Genomic DNA, 19,728 nt, shown 5'->3' with positions numbered 1-19,728 from the left:
TAGACACAGCGACGTTCGGCGCGCAACGGCCTGAGGGGCACACCTGTGGACCCGATACCGATCCGAGGCCTGTCCAAGACCGTTTCGCTCGACCCATTGACACCCTGCCGCCTGCGTGAATACGGTCACGCCAACATTTCGAACGTGTGACGAAATACCGAACAACCAAGGGGCAACTGCCTTGCGTATTACGGGAATCAGCACGCACGTGGTGGGAACGCCGTGGCGCAATCTCACCTACGTCCAGGTCCACACCGACGAAGGCCTCACCGGCGTCGGCGAGACCCGCATGCTCGGCCACACCGACGCGCTGCTCGGCTACCTCGGCGAGGCGGCGGCCAACCACATCGTGGGATCCGATCCGTTCGCGGTCGAGGATCTCGTGCGGAGGATGAAGTACGGCGACTACGGCCGGGCCGGCGAGATCGTCATGTCGGGCATCGCCTGCGTGGAGATGGCCTGCTGGGACATCAAGGGCAAGGCCCTCGGCGTGCCGGTCTGGCAGCTGCTCGGCGGGAAGGTGACCGACAAGGTCAAGGCGTACGCCAACGGCTGGTACACCACCGAGCGCACTCCGGAGGCGTACCACAAGGCCGCCACGGCCGTGGTCGAGCGGGGCTACCGCGCCCTGAAGATCGACCCGTTCGGGACCGGCCACTTCGAGCTCGACCAGGCGGGCACGTCCTACGCGGTCTCGCTGATCGAGGCGGTGCGGGACGCGATCGGGCCGGACGCCGAGCTGATGCTGGAGATGCACGGGCGGTTCAGCCCGTCCACGGCGGTGCGCCTGGCCAAGGACATGGCGCCGTTCCGGCCCGCGTGGCTGGAGGAGCCGGTGCCGCCGGAGAACCTCAAGGCGCTTGAGAAGGTCGCCGCCAAGGTGGACATGCCCATCGCCACCGGTGAGCGCATCCACGACCGGATCGAGTTCCGCGAGCTGTTCGAGTCGCAGGCCGCCGACATCATCCAGCCGGACCTCGGCCACATCGGCGGCATCCTGGAGACCCGCAAGCTGGCCGCGACCGCGGAGACGCACTACACGCTGATCGCCCCGCACAATGTGGGCGGCTCGGTGCTGACCGCGGCCTCGCTGCAACTGGCCGCCTGCACGCCCAACTTCAAGATCCTGGAGCACTTCAACGACTTCGCGGACGCGGAGATCAAGAAGGTGGTCAAGGGCGCTCCGCAGGTGGTCGACGGCTACTTCGAGGTGTCGCACGCGCCGGGTCTGGGCGTCGAGCTCGACACGGACGCGGCGGCCGAGTTCCCGCAGCAGCAGGCGCGGTTCGACCTGTGGGCCGAGGGCTGGGAGAAGCGCGCCCCCAAGGCGGCCGCCAAGTGAGCGGCGGCTCACGCGCGATCGTGATCGACGAGCCGGGCTCGCACCGGCTCACGGTCGGCGCGCCACCCGCGCCAGGACCCGGCGAGGTCCTGGTCAAGGTGGCCGCCGCCGGGATCTGCATGAGTGATCGCGAGGTGTACGACGGGCACCGGGACGCCGCCTATGTGCGCTATCCCGTGACCCCCGGGCACGAGTGGTCGGGCACCGTCGAGGCCGTCGGCGACTGCGTCGACCCGGCGCTCGTCGGGCGCAAGACGGTCGCCGAGGGGTTCCGTGCCTGCGGCACCTGCGAGCGCTGCCGGTGCGGCGACACGAGCCTGTGCGGCGGCGGGTACGCGGAGACCGGGTTCACCGAGCCCGGCGCCTTCGCCGACCACGTGGCCGTACCCGCCCGGCTCCTGCACCTGCTTCACCCGGACGCGGACCTGGCAGCCGCCGCCCTGCTCGAACCCGCCGCGGTGATCGCCGGCGCGGTGCGGACGGGACGGCCGCGGCCCGGCGAGCGGATCGCGGTGGTCGGCGCGGGCACCCTGGGGATGCTCGCGGTGCAGTTGCTCGCCGCCTCGTCGCCCGGCGAACTTGTCGTGATCGACCCGCGGGCCGAGCGTGGCCTGCGGGCGCTGGAGTTCGGGGCGAGCGAGAGCCTGACGCCCGCCGAGGCGCAGGCGTACCACGGCCGCTTCGATCTGGTCGTGGAGACCGCGGGGGCGCCGAGCACGGCCGCCGACTCGTGTCTGCTCGCGCGCAGGGGCGGCCGGGTGGTCCTCACCGGCATGTTCACGCCCGGCGCGGTCGGCATCGATCCGGTGCATCTCTCGCTGAGCCAGCTGGAGGTGCGCAGTGTCTTCGGCGCGCCGTCCTCGGCCTGGTCGGACGCGGTGCGCGCCTTCGGGCTCGGCCTGCTCGACCCGGCGCCGCTCATCACGCACGAGTTCCCGCTGGAGCGCTTCGGCGAGGCCGTCGCGCTGGTCGGCGGCGGCGACCCGAAGACCGGGAAGGTGCTCCTGCGTCCCTGAGATGCGCCCCTGAGACGTACGGCGGTGCGCGGTGTCAGCGCCCCGCATACCCCCGTACCGCCGTACACCCACCGAACCGACCAACGTACGAAATATCGAACACCGCGTCATTCACAGCGTATGGGAGTCCCGTGACCAGCCCGTCAGCACCCCGCCGTCCCGGCGTCGACGCCCTCGCCCGCATCGGGCACCCCGTCCCCGCCATCGACCCGGCCGACGCGTCCCCGCACGCGTTCCCCGACGGTGGCACCTGGCGCACCGAGATCCCTTCCGTGGAAGGTCCCGAAGCGCTCGCCGTCGTGCTCAAGGAGAGCTCGCGGCTCGACGTGCCGATCCACCGCATCAGCCAGGGCAGCGGCATCTGGATGCTCTCCGACGACGAGATCACCGAGATGGTGGAGGCCTGCGCCGAACGGGACATCGAGCTCTGCCTGTTCACCGGGCCGCGCGGCACCTGGGACATCGGCGCCGCGACCCGCACCGACTCCGGCGGCGGCGGCCTGCGCTCGCGCGGCCATGACGCGCTCGCCGGCTGCGTCGAGGACGCCGTGCGCGCCACCGAGTTGGGGGTGCGCTGCCTGCTCGTCGCCGACGAGGGCGTGCTGTGGACGCTGCACCGGCTGCGGGTGGCCGGCGTGCTGCCCGCCGACACCACGTTCAAGGTCTCCGCCCTGATCGGACCGGTCAACCCGGCCTCGTACGCGGTCTACGAGCGGCTCGGCGCCGACTCCCTCAACATCCCCTCCGACCTCACCCTGGACCACCTCACGGAGATCCGCCGGGCAAGCCGCGCCCCGGTGGACCTCTACGTCGAGGCGCCCGACGACCTCGGCGGCTACGTCCGGATGTACGAGGCGGCCGAGCTGATCCGGCGCGGCGCCCCGATCTACCTCAAGTTCGGCCTGAGCAAGTCCCCCGGCATCTACCCCTACGGTGCCCAGCTGCGCGACCACACCCTGGCCACCGCCCGCGAGCGGGTCCGCCGCGGCCGTCTCGCCCTCGATCTGCTCGCACGGCACGGCGCGGACGGCGGAATGTCGCCGCTCGGCTCCCGCATGCCCGGCGAGCTCCAGCGCTTCCCCGTCCCGGAAGGGGACTGACCCATGACCACCCGCACATCGAGAAAAGCGCGTCTCACCGCCGCCGTGGCCACCGCCGTGCTGCTCGGCTCGCTGACCGCCTGCGGCCAGGAAGCCATCGGCGGCAGCCGCTACAAGCCGGACGAGGGCAAGGGCAGCACCATCGGCCTCGCGATGCCCACCAAGGCCTCCGAGCGGTGGATAGCCGACGGCAACAACATGGCCAAGCAGTTCCAGAAGGCCGGGTACAAGACCGATCTCCAGTACGGGGACGACAAGGTCGAGAACCAGATCGCCCAGCTGGAGAACATGATCACCAAGGGGCGCAGTCTCCTGGTGGTCGCCGCCATCGACGGCTCGGCGCTCACCGAGGTCCTGCAGCGCGCGCACGACGCGGGCATCCCCGTGATCTCGTACGACCGCCTCATCCTCGGCACGGAACACGTCGACTACTACGCCTCGTTCGACAACGAGCGCGTGGGCCGCCTGGAAGCCCAGTACATCGTCAAGAAGCTGAAGCTGGGCGAGCCGGAGAAGGGCGGCGACCCGAAGAACATCGAGCTGTTCGCGGGTTCGCCGGACGACAACAACACCAAGTACTTCTGGAACGGCGCCATGAAGGTGCTCGAGCCGTACTTCAAGAGCGGCCAGCTCACCGTCCGCAGCAAGCAGACCAAGATGAACCAGGCCACCACACTGCGCTGGGACGGCGGCACCGCGCAGAAGCGCATGGACGACCTGATCAGCAAGAACTACGGCTCCGCGAAGGTCGACGCGGTCCTCTCGCCGTACGACGGGATCTCGATCGGCATCATCTCCGCGCTGAAGAGCGCCGGCTACGGCTCCAAGAGCCAGCCGCTGCCGGTGATCACCGGGCAGGACGCGGAGCTCGCGTCGGTGAAGTCCATCATCCGCGGCGAGCAGACGCAGACGGTGTTCAAGGACACCCGCAAGCTGGCCGCGCAGACGGTGTCCATGGGCGACGCGGTCCTGAACGACAAGAAGCCGAAGGTCAACAACACCAAGGACTACAACAACGGCAAGAAGACCGTGCCGTCCTTCCTCCTCGACCCGGTCAGCATCGACAAGTCCAACACCCAACTCCTCGTGGACGAGGGCTACTTCAAGGCCGGTCAGCTCTCATGAGCGGGCCCGTACTGGAGATGCGCGGCATCACCAAGACGTTCCCCGGCGTCAAGGCGCTCTCCGACGTGAACCTGACCGTGGGCGCCGGGGAGATCCACGCGATCTGCGGCGAGAACGGCGCGGGCAAGTCGACGCTGATGAAGGTCCTCAGCGGCGTCCACGAGCACGGCAGTTACGACGGCGAGATCCACTTCGAGGGCGAGCGGATGGCCTTCAAGGACATCCGCGCCAGCGAGAAGCACGGCATCGTGATCATCCATCAGGAGCTGGCGCTCGTCCCCTATCTGTCCATCGCGGAGAACATCTTCCTGGGCAACGAACAGAGCACCCGGGGCTTCATCGACTGGAACGACACGCTGCGCAGGGCGAGCGCGCTGCTCAAGCGGGTCGGTCTGAGCGAGAAGCCGCAGACTCCGGTGGCCGACATCGGCGTGGGCAAGCAGCAGCTGGTGGAGATCGCCAAGGCCCTGTCCAAGGAGGTGAAGCTGCTCATCCTGGACGAGCCGACGGCCGCCCTGAACGACGAGGACAGCGCCAAGCTGCTCGACCTCATCCTGGAGCTGCGCGAGCAGGGCATCGCCTGCATCATCATCTCCCACAAGCTCAACGAGATCCGGGCCATCACCGACTCGGTGACGATCCTGCGCGACGGGCGGACCATCGAGACCCTGACGGTCCGTGAGACCCCGACCTCCGAACCGCAGGTGGCCGAGGACCGCATCATCCGCGGCATGGTCGGCCGCGACCTCGACCACCGCTTCCCCGACCGCACGCCGTACGAGGGACAGGACGCGGGCTCCATCGCCCTCTCCGTCGAGGGCTGGACGGTGCGGCATCCGGTGGATCACCAGCGCAAGGTCGTCGACGACGTGTCGCTGACCGTGCGGCGCGGCGAGATCGTCGGCATCGCGGGCCTGATGGGCGCGGGCCGCACGGAGCTCGCGATGTCCGTCTTCGGGCGTTCCTACGGGCAGTACGTCGCCGGAACGGTGGCCGTCGGCGGGCGCGAGGTCGTGACGAGGAACGTGCCCGCGGCGGTCGACGCCGGGATCGCGTACGTCACCGAGGACCGCAAGCAGTACGGCCTGAACCTCATCGACAACATCAACCGCAACATCTCCCTGGCCTCGCTCTCGGGCATGCGGCGCAAGGACGGCTTCGTCGACGAGCACCACGAGCGCTCCGTCTCCGAGCGCTACCGCAAGTCGATGAACATCAAGGCCCCCACCGTCTTCGAGCAGGTGGGACGGCTCTCCGGCGGCAATCAGCAGAAGGTCGTCCTGAGCAAGTGGATCCACGCCGACCCCGAGGTGCTGATCCTCGACGAGCCGACACGCGGCATCGACATCGGCGCCAAGTTCGAGATCTACACCGTCATCGACAAGCTGGCGGCCGCGGGCAAGGCGGTGCTCTTCATCTCCTCCGAACTGCCCGAGCTGCTCGGGATGTGCGACCGGATCTACACGATGGCCGAGGGCAGGCTGACCGGTGAGGTCGACCGCGCGGACGCCACCCAGGAACTCCTGATGCGCCACATGACCAAGAACAGAAGCTGAGGCATCCGCGATGACCACCACGACCACGCCACCACGTGACACCCCGTCCACGCCGCCCGCCAAGGAGTCCACGCGTGATCTGCTGCTGCAGAGCGTGCGCTCCAACATGCGCCAGTACGGCATGCTCGTCGCCCTGGCCTTCATCGTCATCCTGTTCCAGATCTGGACCGACGGCACGCTGCTCCTGCCGAACAACGTCTCCAACCTGATCCAGCAGAACGGCTACATCCTCATCCTGGCCATCGGCATGATGATCGTCATCATCGCCGGTCACATCGACCTGTCCGTCGGCTCCCTCGTCGCCTTCGTCGGCGCCATGTCGGCGGTGATGATGGTCAAACACGACATGCCCTGGGTGCTCGCCCTCGTCCTGTCGCTCCTCATCGGCGCGGTCGCCGGAGCCTGGCAGGGCTTCTTCATCGCGTACGTCGGCATCCCGTCGTTCATCGTGACCCTGGCCGGCATGCTGCTCTTCCGCGGTCTCACGCAGATCGTCCTGGAGGGCCAGTCGCTCTCGCCGTTCCCCGAGGGCTTCCAGAACATCGCCAAGGGGTTCATCCCCGAGATGGGCCCGTACACGCAGTACCACAACCCGACGCTCGTGCTCGGCCTGGTGACGGTCGCCTTCCTGCTGTTCCGCGAATGGCGCAGCCGCAAGCAGCAGTTGGCCTACGACCTCGACGTGACGCCCACGGGCCTGTGGGTGGCCAAGCTGGTGGCGATCACCGCCGCCGTCGTCGCCTTCACGCTGACCCTCGCGAGCTTCCACGGCGTCCCCGTCGTCCTGCTCATCATGTGCGGCCTGCTCATCGCCCTCGGCTATGTGATGCGCAACGCGGTCGTCGGACGCCACATCTACGCGCTCGGCGGGAACAAGGCGGCGGCGAAGCTGTCCGGCGTCAAGGACAAGCGCGTCACCTTCCTGATCTTCGTCAACATGGGCGTGCTCGCCGCGCTCGCTGGCTGCGTGTACGCGGCGCGCCTGAACGCGGGCACCCCGCAGGCGGGCCTGAACTTCGAACTCGAGGCGATCGCCGCCTCGTTCATCGGCGGCGCGTCGATGAGCGGCGGCGTCGGCACGGTGATGGGCGCCGTGATCGGCGGCCTGGTGCTCGGCGTCCTCAACAACGGCATGTCCCTGGTCAACATCGGCACCGACTACCAGCAGGTCATCAAGGGCCTGGTGCTGCTGGCCGCGGTCGGCTTCGACGTCTGGAACAAGCGCAAGGTCGGCCGTTAGGCGGCCGAAGGAAGCGAATGCTGAATCCGCGGGCCGGTGGGAGCTGTTCACGCGGTCCCCGTGCCCCCTTCGGGGCCCGGCCGTCCCTCTCCACAACTCTTCTGTTTGGAGTCGCACATGGAAACGACCAGACGTACCGTCCTGGCCACGACCGCCGCCGCGGGGCTCACCGCCGCCGTCGCGGGCACCTCGTACGCCTCGGCGGGCCACGCGCCGGCCAAGGAACTCTTCGGCAAGCTGGCCGACGGCACCAAGGTGTACCGCTGGTCGCTGGCGAACGGCGGCACCCGCATGAAGGTGCTCTCGTACGGCGGCATCGTGCAGTCCCTCGAACTGCCCGACCGGCACGGCCGGTACACGAACGTCTCCCTCGGCTACGACACCGTCCAGGAGTACGTCGCCGGAACCACCTTCTTCGGCGCGACGATCGGCCGCTACGGCAACCGCATCGCCAAGGGCCGCTTCACCCTGGACGGCAAGACCCACCAGCTCTCCGTGAACGACGGCGAGAACAGCCTGCACGGCGGGGCCAAGGGCTTCGACACGCGGGTGTGGGACGTCGAGCCGTTCAAGGACTCCTCCGGTGTCGGCCTGCGGCTGCACTACACGAGCGTCGACGGTGAGATGGGCTACCCCGGCACGCTGCGGGTGACCGTCACGTACACCCTCACCGCACGCGGCGACTGGCGCATCGACTACGCGGCCACCACGGACAAGGCCACCGTGGTGAACCTGACGAACCACACCTACTACAACCTCGCGGGCGAGGGCAGCGGCGACATCCTGGACCATGAACTGACCCTGGCCGCCGCCGGGTTCACGCCCACCGACGCCGGTCTGATCCCGACGGGCGAGCTGGCGAGGGTGGCGGGCACGCCCTTCGACTTCCGGCGCGCCAAGACGGTCGGCGAGGACATCCGCGTCTCCCACGAGCAGCTGGTGACCGCCAAGGGCTTCGACCACAACTGGGTCCTGGACAAGGGCATCACGCGCCGCCCCGAGCACTTCGCGACGCTGCGGGACCCGGGGTCCGGGCGCGCGATGAAGATCGCCACGACGGAGCCGGGCGTGCAGTTCTACTCCGGCAACTTCCTGGACGGCACCCTCACCGGGCCCTCGGGGCGGACCTACCGGCAGGGCGACGGTCTGTGCCTGGAGACCCAGCACTTCCCGGACTCCCCCAACCAGCCGAAGTTCCCCTCGACGGTGCTGCGGCCCGGCGAGACCTACCGGTCCAGCACGGTGCACAGCTTCTCGGCGGGCTGAGCCGTGCGCGCGAGAATTCTGATCCCGTTCCTTGCCCTGATGGCCGGTCTGCTCGCGACTCCCGCGCACGCCGAGCCAACCCAAGCCAAGCAGAAGTACGCGGGCTATCTCTTCAGCTACTTCACCGGTGAGGGCTCCGCGGACGGCGAGCAGATCCGCATGGCGCTCAGCCGGGGCAACGACCCCACGCGCTACCAGGAGTTGAACGGCGGCGAGCCGGTGCTCACCTCGCAGCTCGGCACCAAGGGGCTGCGCGACCCGTTCATCATCCGCTCGCCGAAGGGCGACAAGTTCTATCAGATCGCCACCGACCTGCGGATGTACGGCGGGAGCGGCGGCAGCTGGGACCAGGTCCAGCGCACCGGCAGCAAGTCGATCATGGTGTGGGAGTCCACGGACCTGGTCCACTGGACCGACCAGCGCCTGGTGAAGGTCGCCCCGGACACGGCGGGCAACACCTGGGCACCGGAGGCCTATTACGACGAGCGGCAGAAGGCGTACGTCGTCTTCTGGGCGTCCAAGGTCTACGGCGCCGACGACCCGGACCACACCGGATCGACGTACAACAAGATGCTGTACGCCACGACGAAGGACTTCCGCACCTTCAGCGAGCCCAAGGTCTGGAACGACCCCGGCTACTCGGTGATCGACTCGACGGTGGTCAAGGACGGCGGCGCCTACTACCGCTTCACCAAGGACGAGCGGGACCCGGCGTCGGGCACCCCCTGCTCGAAGTTCATCACCGCGGAGAAGTCGAAGCGGCTGACGGACACCTCGTACGACTTCGTGGCGGACTGCATCGGGAAGGGCGTGATCGACCGGGGCGAGGGGCCCGCGGTGTTCCGGGCCAACACCGGTGACAAGTGGTACATGCTCATCGACGAGTTCGGCGGGCGCGGCTATGTCCTCTTCGAGACGACGGACCTCGCGTCGGGCACCTGGAGCGAGACGAAGAACGCCGCTCTGCCCGCGGGCGCCCGGCACGGCACGGTCCTGCCGGTGACCCAGGCCGAGTACGACCGGCTGCTCGGCAGCTGAACACACGGGACAGCGATGCGGCACGGCCATCCTCGGCCGTGCCGCATCGCTGTGCCCGCTACTTGTAGCTGATGTCCGATGCGGTGAACTTGCAGTACTTGCCGTCGGGGCCCGTGCCCGTCTTCGGCGGCTCGGCACCGGTGTTGTTGCCGGTGAAGCGGTCGCAAGTGGCGATCTTCCTGCCGCTGTCGCCGTGGATGCGGATGTTGCGCAGCGCGGCCGTGTCGCCGTAGTTGGTGTTGATGCCGACGATCGACTTGCCGGGGGCGGTGATGTCGACGTCGTTCACGATGATGTTGCGCTGATACTGCTTGGAGCAGTTGCCGCAGGCGCGCACCAGCTTGCCGAAGTCGGAGACCTGGAACTTCGTCACGACCAGCTTGCCCGCGCCGTTGAACTGGAAGACCTTGTCGTCGGCCTTCTTCGCGCCACCGCCGTAGACGGTGTACGTCGAGCCCGCCGAGGTCCCCTTGAACGTGGCCGCGTCCTCGCCCACGTCCTCCCACCACACGTTCTGGATGGTGCAGCTGCCCGCGCAGTGCACGCCGTCCGCGGCCGGGGAGCCGAGGATCACGTTCTTGAGGACCGCGCCGTCCTTCAGCTTGAAGATCGGGTCCTGGCCCTCGTCCTGGCCGTCGCCGCCCAGGTCGCCGGTGCCGTAGTGGCGCTTGAGGCCGCCGTCGTAGGTGCCGGAGACCTCGATGGTCTTGGACGTCGGCTTCTCGCCCTTGGCCTCGGGCCAGGCGGTGGCCGCCCCCGCGCTCGACATCATGGTGCTGGTGACGAGGGCGGCACCGGTCATGCCGAGCGCGGCGATGCCGCCGACGACGGCACGGCGCTTGGTGAGACCTCGGCGATGACGGACGCGCTTGTTCGCTCGTGGGGTCATGTTCCCGAATCATTCCTTCGCTGGTGAACGGCTTACACGTCCTTGTCGCCGCCGCCCGCCGAAGGGTTGCCGCCCGGATTCGACCAATCCGCCACCGTGCGGACCGTGAAGGCGCGGTCGGTGCCTTCCGCGGTGACCCGGACCTCGGCGCCGACCCGCTCCGCGCGGAAGACGGCCGCGGGCCGGCCGTCCAGGTCGGGCACGGTGACCTCCTTGCCGTCCTGCGTGTCCGGCGCGACAAGCAGCGTGAGGTCCTGGAGCCAGTCGCCGTCGGCGCGCTGGTCGTCGGCGCCCAGCGGGAGCAGCGCGCCGGGCCGGACGTACAGGGGAAGGCTGTCGAAGCCGTGGGTCTCGCGCCGCCAGGCGGGGCCCTGGACGCTCTCGCCGGTCAGCAGGTGGGTCCAGGTGCCTTCGGGTACGTAGAACTCGACGTCCCCCTCGGCGGTGAAGACGGGGGCGACGAGGAGGTCCGGGCCGAGCATGTACTGGCGGTCCAGGGTGCGGCAGGCGGGGTCGTCCGGGAACTCCAGGAGCATGGGCCGCATGACGGGGACGCCGGTGCGGTGGGCCTCGACGGCGGCTCCGTACAGATACGGCATGAGGCGGTGCTTGAGCAGCGTGAACTTGCGTGCCACGTCCACCGCCTCATCGCCGAACGCCCACGGCACCCGGTAGGAGACGTTGCCGTGCAGGCGGCTGTGCGAGGAGAGCAGGCCGAAGGCGAGCCAGCGTTTGAAGACCGCGGGGTCCGGGGTGCCCTCGAAGCCGCCGATGTCGTGGCTCCAGAAGCCGAAGCCGGACAGCGAGAGGGAGAGGCCGCCGCGCAGGGACTCGGCCATGGCGCCGAGCGAGGCGAAGCAGTCGCCGCCCCAGTGCACCGGGAACTGCTGGCCACCCGCGGTCGCCGAGCGGGCGAAGAGGACCGCCTGGCCGGGGCCGCGTTCCTTCTCCAGGAGTTCGAAGACCGTGCTGTTGTAGAGCTGCGCGTAGTAGTTGTGCATGCGCTCGGGGTCCGAGCCGTCGTGCCAGACCACGTCGGTGGGGACGCGTTCGCCGAAGTCGGTCTTGAAGCAGTCGACGCCCTGGTCGAGCAGGGTGCGCAGCCGGTCCGCGTACCACGCGCGGGCGGCCGGGTTCGTGAAGTCCACGAGCGCCATGCCGGGCTGCCACAGGTCCCACTGCCAGATGTCGCCGTTCGGCCGCCGGACCAGGTACCCCTGGGCGGCGGCCTCGGCGAAGAGGTCGGACTTCTGCGCGATGTAGGGGTTGATCCACGCGCTGACCTTCAGGCCGCGCTCGCGGAGCCTGCGCAGCATGCCTTCCGGGTCGGGGAAGACCTCCGGGTCCCAGCGGAAGTCGGTCCACTGGTACTCGCGCATCCAGAAGCAGTCGAAGTGGAAGACGCCGAGCGGGATGTCGCGCTCGGCCATGCCGTCGACGAAGGCGGTGACGGTCTCCTCGTCGTAGGGCGTGCAGAAGGAGGTCGTCAGCCACAGGCCGAACGACCAGGCGGGCGGCAGGGCGGGGCGGCCGGTCAGCGCGGTGTAGCGGCGCAGCACGTCCTTGGGGGTGGGGCCCGCGATGACGTAGTACTCGATCGACTGGTCCTCGACGCTGAACTGGACCTGGCCGACGGACTCGGAGCCGATCTCGTAGGAGACCTTGCCGGGGTGGTTGACGAAGACGCCGTAGCCGCGCGAGGAGAGGTGGAAGGGGATGTTCTTGTAGGCCTGCTCGCTGCTGGTGCCGCCGTCGGCCTGCCAGATGTCGACGTTCTGGCCGTTCTTGACGTACGGCGTGAAGCGTTCACCGAGGCCGTAGATGTGCTCGCCCACGCCCAGGGCGAGTTGGCCGATCATGTGGTGGCTGCCGTCGGGCGCGGTGGCGAAGCCGGTGCCTCTGCGCTCGACGGCCGTCAGGCGCTGTCCGTCGGCGTCCAGGAATTCCAGGCCCCAGGGCTTGTCGGTGTCCAGGCGCACGGCGAGGGGGCCGCTGGTGAGTTCGGTGACGGTACCTTCGCGCTTGAGGATGCCCGCGCCCTCCGTGCCGTTCAGGGCGAAATCCGGTCCGTGCGCGGCCTTTCCCGCGTGGTGCGTGGCCCGGACGCCGATCACGCCGTCGGCGGGCGAGAAGCACTCGACGGTGACGAGCGGTGTGTTGAGGGTGTCGCCGCGCTCGCGGACCCGGTGGACGGCGGCGTACGCCGTGAACCGGCCCTCGCCTTCGCGCACGTCGCGCACGTCGGTCGCGTACGAGGCGCGCACCCCGTCGCGCATCAGCCAGAAGCCGTCGGTGAACTTCATGCGGTCTCCCTCGGCTGGGCGGTGGCGGTGAAGGTGAGCCGTGCGAGCCGCAGGGGGCCGCGCAGCCGCACGCGCAGATCGCGGACTCCGGCGGCGGTGAAGCCGGAGGTGCGCAGGGTGTAGTCGTAGGCGCCGCCGGTCGCCGGCACGGTGACGGTGGTGGCGGTGCTGCCCGAGATCAGGTCGACGGCTCCGGAGCCCGAGGCCTCGACCGAGACGCCGCAGACCCCGTCGCCGAAGTCGCAGGCCCGGAAGAGCAGTTCACCCGTGCCGTCGTCCAGCGGGCGCACGGCGTCGCCGGTCGTCCTGGTGCGGTCGACGATCTCGGTGCCGTCCTGTTCGTCGTAGCCGGTCGCCGCCAGGCCGGCCTCCCGCACCGGCCTGGCGGCGACCGGGTCGCCCTCGATGTCGACGGTCGCCGCGAGTCTGATGTCGCCGCTGGATGCGCCGGCGAGCATCTCGTAGGCGCCCGGCGCCAGGGCCCAGCGGTCGTGCCGCACGTCCCAGAACGCCAGCTCGGACAGGGGCAGCTGGAACTCCAGTCGGTGCGCGGCCCCGGCCGCGAGGTGGACGCGGCGGTGCGCGGCGAGCTGCCGGTGGGGCAGGGCGAGGGCCTCGGCCTGGTCCCGTGGCGCCCGGGTGTAGAGCTGGGCCACCTCGTCGGCGGCGACGGGTCCGGTGTTGGTGACGGTGAACGCGACCCGGAGCGTCTGCCCTTCGCGTGCGGTCACCAGGTCCTCGTACGCGAAGGAGGAGTAGCCCAGGCCGTGCCCGAAGGGGTAGAGCGGGGTGCCGTCGAAGTAGAGGTAGGTCTGCCGGGAGCCGATGACGTCGTAGTCGAGCAGATCGGGCAGGTCGGTGTCGGCGGCGTACCAGGTCTGCGGCAGGCGTCCCGCCGGGGAGACGTCGCCCGCCAGAATCCGGGCGAGCGCGGTGCCCGCGGCCTGGCCGCCATGCGCGGTCCACAGCAGTGCGGGCAGCTGGGCGTGGGCGTCGGCGACCGCGTACGGGTAGGCGGAGACCAGGGCGAGCGCGGTGCGGGGGTTGGCGGCGCGGGCCGCGCGCCACAGCCGCTCCTGGTGGGGCGGCAGGGCGAGCGTCGTGCGGTCCTGGGTCTCGCGGCCGTTGATGTGGGGGTCGTTGCCCGCGACGACGATCACGGCGTCGGCATCGGCGGCGACGCGGGCCACGGCGTCCTCGCCGCGCTCCAGCCACTCGACGGTGAAGACCTGCCGCTCCTCGGCAACCTTCACGCCGTCGGCGGCGACAGAGACGTACCCACCCGTCCCTGTGTGCTCGATGAGGTACCCGTCCCCGTGCCCGACCAGCGCGAACGTCTCCTGCACGACCCAGCCGCCGGGCTGGTCCGCGGACGCGCGCACGTACCCGTCGTCGGCGACCGAGAGGTAGCGGCCGTCGGGGGCGCGCAGCGTCCACGCGCCGCATCCCCAGTCGACGAGGGCGAACTCGGTCGGCTCGGGGCCGCAGGACAGCGGCGCCAGGTCGGTACGGCCGGTGAGCAGGGCCGGGTCCAGGGCGGCCTCGGCCCCGTGAGCCTGGCCGTGCTCTTTGGAGTCGGAGGACTCGGAGGACTCGGGCACCCGGAGCCAGCCCGCCGCGCACCTCAGGCGCACCCGGTCCGCGCCTTCGGCGAAGGTGACGCGGTCGGCGCCGAAGCGCTCGCGCAGTCCGTCGAGTGGGGTGCTGCGGCGGATCAGGGTGCCGCTGTACCAGTCGGTCATGCACGCGTCGGCGAGGAGTCCGACGACGGCGATCCGGGTGCCTTCGGGCAGCGGGAGCAGGCCGTCGTTCTTGAGCAGGACGACGGCCTGCTCGGCGGCCTCCTGGGCGAGGGCGCGGTGTCCCGGTGTGTCGAAGGCGTGCGTCGCCGGGTCGGCGTACGGCCCCTGACCGGGGTCGAACTCGCCGAGCCGGAAGCGGACGGACAGGTGACGGCGTGCCGCCGTGTCGATGTCCGACTCGCTCAACAGGCCCTGGTCCAGGGCGCGTTGGATGCGGCCGGTGACGATCGAGGCGTCCGTGCCGTGGTCGGTGAAGCTGTCCACGCCCGCGACGAGGGCCGCCGCGGTGGCCTCCTCGTGGGTGTCGAAGTACTTCTCGGAGTCGACGAGGTTGCTGGGCGCTCCCGCGTCGGAGCAGACCAGCAGCTCCTGGTCGGTCCAGGTGCGCAGATGCTCGCGCAGGTGGGGCGAGACGTGGTTGGGGCGACCGTTGACCAGGTTGTACGCGGGCATCACGCCGGCCACGGCGCCCGCCTCGACGGCCGCGCGGAAGGCCCGCAGGTCGTACTCGTGCAGGACGCGGGGGCGCACGGAGGCGGACGAGGTGTCCCTGTCCGTCTCGTTGTTGTGGGCCAGCCAGTGCTTGAGCACGGGGGCGGTGCGCCAGTGCTCCGGGTGGTCGCCGCGCAGGCCCCGGGTGTAGGCGACGGCGATGGCGGAGGTGAGGCGGGGGTCTTCCGAGTAGCCCTCCTCGTTCCTGCCCCACAGCGGGTGGCGGAGCAGATTGACCGTGGGGGCCCAGAGGTTGAGGCCGACGCGGTCGTCCCGGGTGCGCATGGCGCGGGCCTCGGTGGCGACGACTTCGCCGATCCTGCGCACGAGGTCGTCGTTCCAGGTCGCGCCGAGGCCGACCGCCTGCGGGAAGACGGTGGCGGGGCCCATCCAGGCGACGCCGTGCAGGGCTTCTTGTCCGGTGCGGAACGCGGCGACGCCGAGCCGTTCGACGGCGGGCGCGAACTGGTGCAGGAGCGCGATGCGTTCGCCGATGGTCAGCCGGGACAGCAGATCGTCCACGCGCTGGTCCAGGGGCAGTTCGGGGTCATGGAAGGGCAGCTGTTCCGGTGCGCGGAGCGGCGGCGGGCTTGCGGTCACGTGCGGATCCCCTTGGCGAGCGGTGGGCACGGAGGAGGCGACTCGGTCTCGTACGTCGTCACGTACTTCTTCTCGTACTTCTACTCCATCTTCGAAGCGCTTCGATGCTCTGTGCCGCTCGGGGGTCATGTCAAGACGGAAAGAGCAGGACGCCCGGGATCTCGTGCTACTGGGCGGATTCCCGGAACTCCGGTGCACCTGAGAGGAATTCAGGACCGAGTCTTGTTACGGCCCAAGCCTTCACTTAACCTCGCAGCAACATCGAAGCGCTTCGAAAGCCGACCGGCGGTGACCGCCGTGTGTCCGGGCACGCGCCACGAAGGGTTGACGCAATGACGCCGAACTCCCTCTCCACCAGCTCTCGTTCGAGCCGGAGAACCTTCCTCGCCCACTCCGGCCTCGCCGCGCTCGTCGTGGCCGGCGGGGCTCCACTGCTCACGGCCTGCGGGGGCAGCGGGTCGAAGAACGAGGGCACCACGACGGGGAAGAAGCTCAAGGACCTGCTCCCCGCGTACGCCGCCTCGGACCTGGCAAGCCCGGACATCCCCGCCAAGAACGGCTCGGCGGCCGGCTTCACCAAGGCCCTGCCCGCGGATCAGCTGAAGGTGTCGGTGCCGAAGCGGCTCGGCAAGGGCGGCGAGTTCACCGTCATGGCCCCGATCTGGGGGAACGTGCCCAAGCAGGGCAATCCCTACTGGGCGGCGATGGACAAGGCCGCGGGCGTCCGCGTCAAGTGGCAGAACCAGCAGGGCGACACGTACGGCCAGAAGCTGGGCGCGGTCCTCGCCTCCAGTGGTGTCCCGGACGCGGTGGTCGTGCCCGGCTGGGAGCTGACCGGCAAGATACCGAGCGCGATCGCCAACAAGTTCGCCGATCTCGGCCCCTACTTGAGCGGCGACAAGGTCAAGGAGTACCCGAACCTCGCCGCGATCCCCACCGGCGCCTGGCAGCGCTCCATCTTCGGCGGCAAGCTGCGCGGCCTGCCGATGCCCTCCGCCACCACGCCGAACATCGCGCCGTTCTACCGCACCGACCTCTTCGAGAAGGAGGGGCTCGAAGCACCCACCAGCGCCCAGGAGTTCTACGACCTGTGTAAGCAGCTCAACGCCCCCAAGAGCAAGGTGTGGGCGTGCGGCGACATGAGCTGGGCGGCCTGGAACATCTTCGGGGTGCTGCCGGAGAAGCCGTACTACTGGAAGCTCGTCGACGGAAAGCTCGTCAACCGCTACGAGACCGACGAGTATCTGGAAGCCCTGGAGTGGTCGCGCAAGCTCTACTCGGCGGGCTTCGTCCACCCCGACGCGAAGGCCGAGACCGGCAGCATCGGCGACCTGTGCGCGGCGGGCAAGGTCTGGATGTACTGCCAGGACCTGTCCGACTGGTACGGCAAGGCGGCCGTGCAGCGCGTGGACAACAAGAAGTTCCGCATGGAGGCGTTCGACTACTTCGCCGCCGACGGCGGTGCGCCCACGCTGTACGCGCGCCCGCCGGCCGACATCTGGACGTTCATCAGCGAGAAGGCCGACGAGAAGACCGTCCGCGACATCCTCGCCCTCGCCAACTACACGGCCGCGCCCTACGGTTCCAAGGAGCAGCGGCTGCGCATGTACGGCGTCGAGGGTGTCCACCACACGTTCGAGGACGGCGTCCTCACCAAGAACGGCAAGGGCAACAACGAGGTCTTCTCGACGTACGAGTACCTCGCGTCGCCCGCGCCCTTCGTGGCCTACCCCGATCTGCCGGACGTCACCGAAGGCATGGTCGAGTGGCAGCAGCGCCAGGGCGCACACACGAAGAAGCCGCTCTTCCACGGCATGATGATCATCGAGCCGACCCGGTACACCGAGCTGAACGCCGAGTTCGAGGACCTGGAGAAGGACATCGTGCGCGGCCGCAAGAAGGTCGCCGACATGCAGCAGGCGGCTTCGGACTGGAAGTCGGGCGGCGGCGACAAGCTGCGCGACTGGTACAAGAAACTGCTTGACGAGACCGGCGACGCGGCGTCCTGACATGGCCCAGAGCACGACTCACGCGCGCGAGAGCGCCCCCACCGAGCGGGCGCCCGCCCCTCCCGCCGAAGCCGCGCCCCTTAAGAAGAAGTCAGCCGCCCGCGTCCCGCTGCGGCACCGGCTGCGCCGCGACCGCGTGCTGCTCCTCATGGTGCTGCCCGCGCTGCTGCTCCTGCTCGTCTTCAACTACGTACCGCTGATCGGCAACGTCGTCGCCTTCCAGGACTACGACCCCTACATCGCCGACAACGCGTTCCAGGCGATGACGCAGAGCCCCTGGATCGGCGTCGAGCACTTCCGGCACATGGCCGAGGACCGGCTGTTCTGGCAGGCGGTCAGGAACACCCTGGCGATCTTCGCGATCCAGCTGACGCTGTTCTTCCCGCTGCCGATCGCGCTCGCGCTGTTCATCAACAGCTTCGTGCGGCCCCGGGTGCGGGCGGTCGCCCAGGCGATCCTCTACCTGCCGCACTTCTTCTCCTGGGTCCTGGTCATCACGGTCTTCCAGCAGATGTTCGGCGGGGCGGGCCTGGTCGCGCAGGTCCTGCGGGACCACGGGCACGAGGGCTTCGACCTGATGACCGACCCGGGCCTCTTCAAGTTCCTGGTCACCTTCGAGATGGTCTGGAAGGACGCGGGCTGGGGCGTCATCGTCTTCCTCGCCGCGCTGGCCGCGGTCAGCCCGGACCTGTACGAGGCGTCGGCGATGGACGGCGCGAACCGCTGGCGGCGCATGTGGCACATCCAACTGCCCGCACTGCGCCCGGTGGTGGCGCTGCTCCTGGTCCTCCAGGTGGGCAACGCGCTCACGGTCGGCTTCGAGCAGATCCTGCTGCAGCGCACCGCCGTGGGCCCCACGGCCTCCGAGGTCCTGGACACCTATGTGTGGAACACCGGCCTGGACAACGGCAACTTCGGCTACGGCGCCGCCATCGGCATCGTTAAGGGCGTCTTCGGGCTCCTGATGGTGCTCGGGGCCAACAAGGCCGCCCACCTCATGGGCGAGCAGGGGGTGTACAAACGGTGAGCGCGCTGAACTTCGGCATCAAGCCCGGCAGCAGGACAGGTCTGCGACCGGTGTGGGAGGAGCCCCCGACCCGGGCCGGCCTCGCCACCAAGGGCGTGACGCTGACCCTGGTGTGCCTCGCGGTGCTCTTCCCGGTGTGGGTGGTGGTCGTCACCAGCCTCTCCTCGGTGAAGACGATCACCGCGACGGGCGGCCTGGTGGTGATCCCCCGGGGCGTCACCTTCGTGCACTACACGGAGCTGCTCGGCGGCGGTCAGGTGTCACGGGCCGCACTGGTCAGCGTGGGCGTCACGGTCGTCGGCACGCTGTTCAGCATGGTGGTCTCCGTCCTGTGCGCGTACGGCCTCTCGCGCCCGGGATCGGTCCTGCACCGCCCGATCCTGCTGGTGATCGTCGCCACGATGTTCTTCGGCGCCGGGCTCATCCCCACGTATCTGGTGGTGCAGGGCATCGGCCTCACCGACACCTATCTGTCGCTGATCCTGCCCAGCGCCCTGAACGTCTTCAACATCCTCGTCCTGCGGGCGTTCTTCATGGGCACGGCGCAGGAGCTGATCGAGAGCGCCCGCATCGACGGGGCCGGGGACCTGCTCATCCTGTGGCGGATCGTCATGCCCCTGTCCCGCGCGGTGATCGCGGTCATCACCCTGTTCTACGCGGTGGGCTACTGGAGCGCGTGGTTCAACGCGTCGATCTACCTCAGCGACCCGGACATGATGCCGCTGCAGAACGTCATGCAGCAGCTGGTGATCAAGCAGCAGCGGCCGACGGGCCTGGCCCAGGCGATCAACACGGGGCATCTGTCGCCGCTGGCCATCCAGATGGCCGTGATGGTCCTGGCGCTCCTGCCGGTCGCCGTCCTCTCGCCGTTCGTACAGCGGCATTTCAAGCAGGGCATGCTCACCGGCGCAGTGAAGGGCTGA

At 69.4% G+C, this 19,728-nt stretch carries 13 protein-coding genes and 1 pseudogene; 11 read left to right on the top strand and 3 right to left on the bottom strand.

Annotated elements, in window-relative coordinates; translation table 11 throughout:
- Window positions 1–181: 181 nt before the first annotated feature.
- From ACZ6ZP_RS12650 to ACZ6ZP_RS12615, 8 genes and pseudogenes are all read left to right on the top strand, one after another.
- Window positions 182–1,342 carry a mandelate racemase/muconate lactonizing enzyme family protein gene (locus ACZ6ZP_RS12650; protein ID WP_351157415.1) on the top strand — a complete coding sequence of 387 codons (1,161 nt, stop codon included), beginning with the start codon at window positions 182–184 and terminating at the stop codon, window positions 1,340–1,342.
- The gene (locus tag ACZ6ZP_RS12645) at window positions 1,339–2,358 is read left to right on the top strand and encodes a zinc-dependent alcohol dehydrogenase (RefSeq protein ID WP_469406704.1); all 1,020 of its coding nucleotides are present in this window, start codon (window positions 1,339–1,341) and stop codon (window positions 2,356–2,358) included. The genes ACZ6ZP_RS12650 and ACZ6ZP_RS12645 overlap by 4 nt, the downstream gene beginning before the upstream one ends.
- Before the next feature lie 131 nt (window positions 2,359–2,489).
- On the top strand, window positions 2,490–3,458 hold the full coding sequence (locus tag ACZ6ZP_RS12640) for a hypothetical protein (RefSeq protein WP_351157419.1): 969 nt from the start codon (window positions 2,490–2,492) through the stop codon (window positions 3,456–3,458).
- 3 nt (window positions 3,459–3,461) lie between these two features.
- Window positions 3,462–4,583, top strand: a complete 1,122-nt coding sequence (gene chvE / locus ACZ6ZP_RS12635; RefSeq protein ID WP_366463504.1) for a multiple monosaccharide ABC transporter substrate-binding protein — start codon at window positions 3,462–3,464, stop codon at window positions 4,581–4,583.
- On the top strand, window positions 4,580–6,139 hold the full coding sequence (mmsA, locus tag ACZ6ZP_RS12630; RefSeq protein ID WP_469406702.1) for a multiple monosaccharide ABC transporter ATP-binding protein: 1,560 nt from the start codon (window positions 4,580–4,582) through the stop codon (window positions 6,137–6,139). The genes chvE and mmsA overlap by 4 nt, the downstream gene beginning before the upstream one ends.
- Before the next feature lie 10 nt (window positions 6,140–6,149).
- Complete coding sequence (gene mmsB, locus ACZ6ZP_RS12625) at window positions 6,150–7,379, top strand: multiple monosaccharide ABC transporter permease (protein ID WP_366463503.1); 1,230 nt, start codon at window positions 6,150–6,152, stop codon at window positions 7,377–7,379.
- Between the two features lie 117 nt (window positions 7,380–7,496).
- Window positions 7,497–8,645 carry an aldose epimerase family protein gene (locus ACZ6ZP_RS12620; RefSeq protein WP_469406700.1) on the top strand — a complete coding sequence of 383 codons (1,149 nt, stop codon included), beginning with the start codon at window positions 7,497–7,499 and terminating at the stop codon, window positions 8,643–8,645.
- 39 nt (window positions 8,646–8,684) lie between these two features.
- Window positions 8,685–9,680: pseudogene (locus tag ACZ6ZP_RS12615) on the top strand (glycoside hydrolase family 43 protein); the annotation flags it as partial.
- A 61-nt stretch (window positions 9,681–9,741) separates the two neighbouring features.
- Here the strand turns inward: ACZ6ZP_RS12615 and ACZ6ZP_RS12610 are convergent.
- Genes ACZ6ZP_RS12610 through ACZ6ZP_RS12600 form a run of 3 tightly spaced genes read right to left on the bottom strand, consistent with a single transcriptional unit; the run spans window position 9,742 to window position 15,769 of the window.
- Window positions 9,742–10,572 carry a pectate lyase gene (locus ACZ6ZP_RS12610; RefSeq protein ID WP_351157430.1) on the bottom strand — a complete coding sequence of 277 codons (831 nt, stop codon included), beginning with the start codon at window positions 10,570–10,572 and terminating at the stop codon, window positions 9,742–9,744.
- Between the two features lie 32 nt (window positions 10,573–10,604).
- On the bottom strand, window positions 10,605–12,875 hold the full coding sequence (gene yicI, locus ACZ6ZP_RS12605) for an alpha-xylosidase (RefSeq protein ID WP_469406698.1): 2,271 nt from the start codon (window positions 12,873–12,875) through the stop codon (window positions 10,605–10,607).
- Window positions 12,872–15,769 carry a glycoside hydrolase family 3 protein gene (locus ACZ6ZP_RS12600; protein WP_469406697.1) on the bottom strand — a complete coding sequence of 966 codons (2,898 nt, stop codon included), beginning with the start codon at window positions 15,767–15,769 and terminating at the stop codon, window positions 12,872–12,874. Before ACZ6ZP_RS12600 ends, yicI begins: the two co-directional genes overlap by 4 nt.
- Before the next feature lie 332 nt (window positions 15,770–16,101).
- On the opposite strand from ACZ6ZP_RS12600, the gene ACZ6ZP_RS12595 reads away from it, so the two are divergent.
- The 3 genes from ACZ6ZP_RS12595 to ACZ6ZP_RS12585 are packed head-to-tail and all read left to right on the top strand — an operon-like array spanning window position 16,102 to window position 19,728.
- Entirely contained in the window at window positions 16,102–17,778 is a 1,677-nt protein-coding gene (locus ACZ6ZP_RS12595) for an extracellular solute-binding protein (RefSeq protein WP_351157435.1), read from the top strand.
- A 1-nt stretch (window position 17,779) separates the two neighbouring features.
- Complete coding sequence (locus ACZ6ZP_RS12590; protein ID WP_366464574.1) at window positions 17,780–18,805, top strand: ABC transporter permease; 1,026 nt, start codon at window positions 17,780–17,782, stop codon at window positions 18,803–18,805.
- A complete protein-coding gene (locus tag ACZ6ZP_RS12585; RefSeq protein WP_351157439.1) occupies window positions 18,802–19,728 on the top strand; it encodes a carbohydrate ABC transporter permease in 927 nt (308 codons plus the stop codon). The genes ACZ6ZP_RS12590 and ACZ6ZP_RS12585 overlap by 4 nt, the downstream gene beginning before the upstream one ends.

The sequence above is a fragment of the Streptomyces sp. NPDC054047 genome (assembly GCF_055585065.1).
This window is presented reverse-complemented; position numbering and strand designations above follow the sequence as displayed.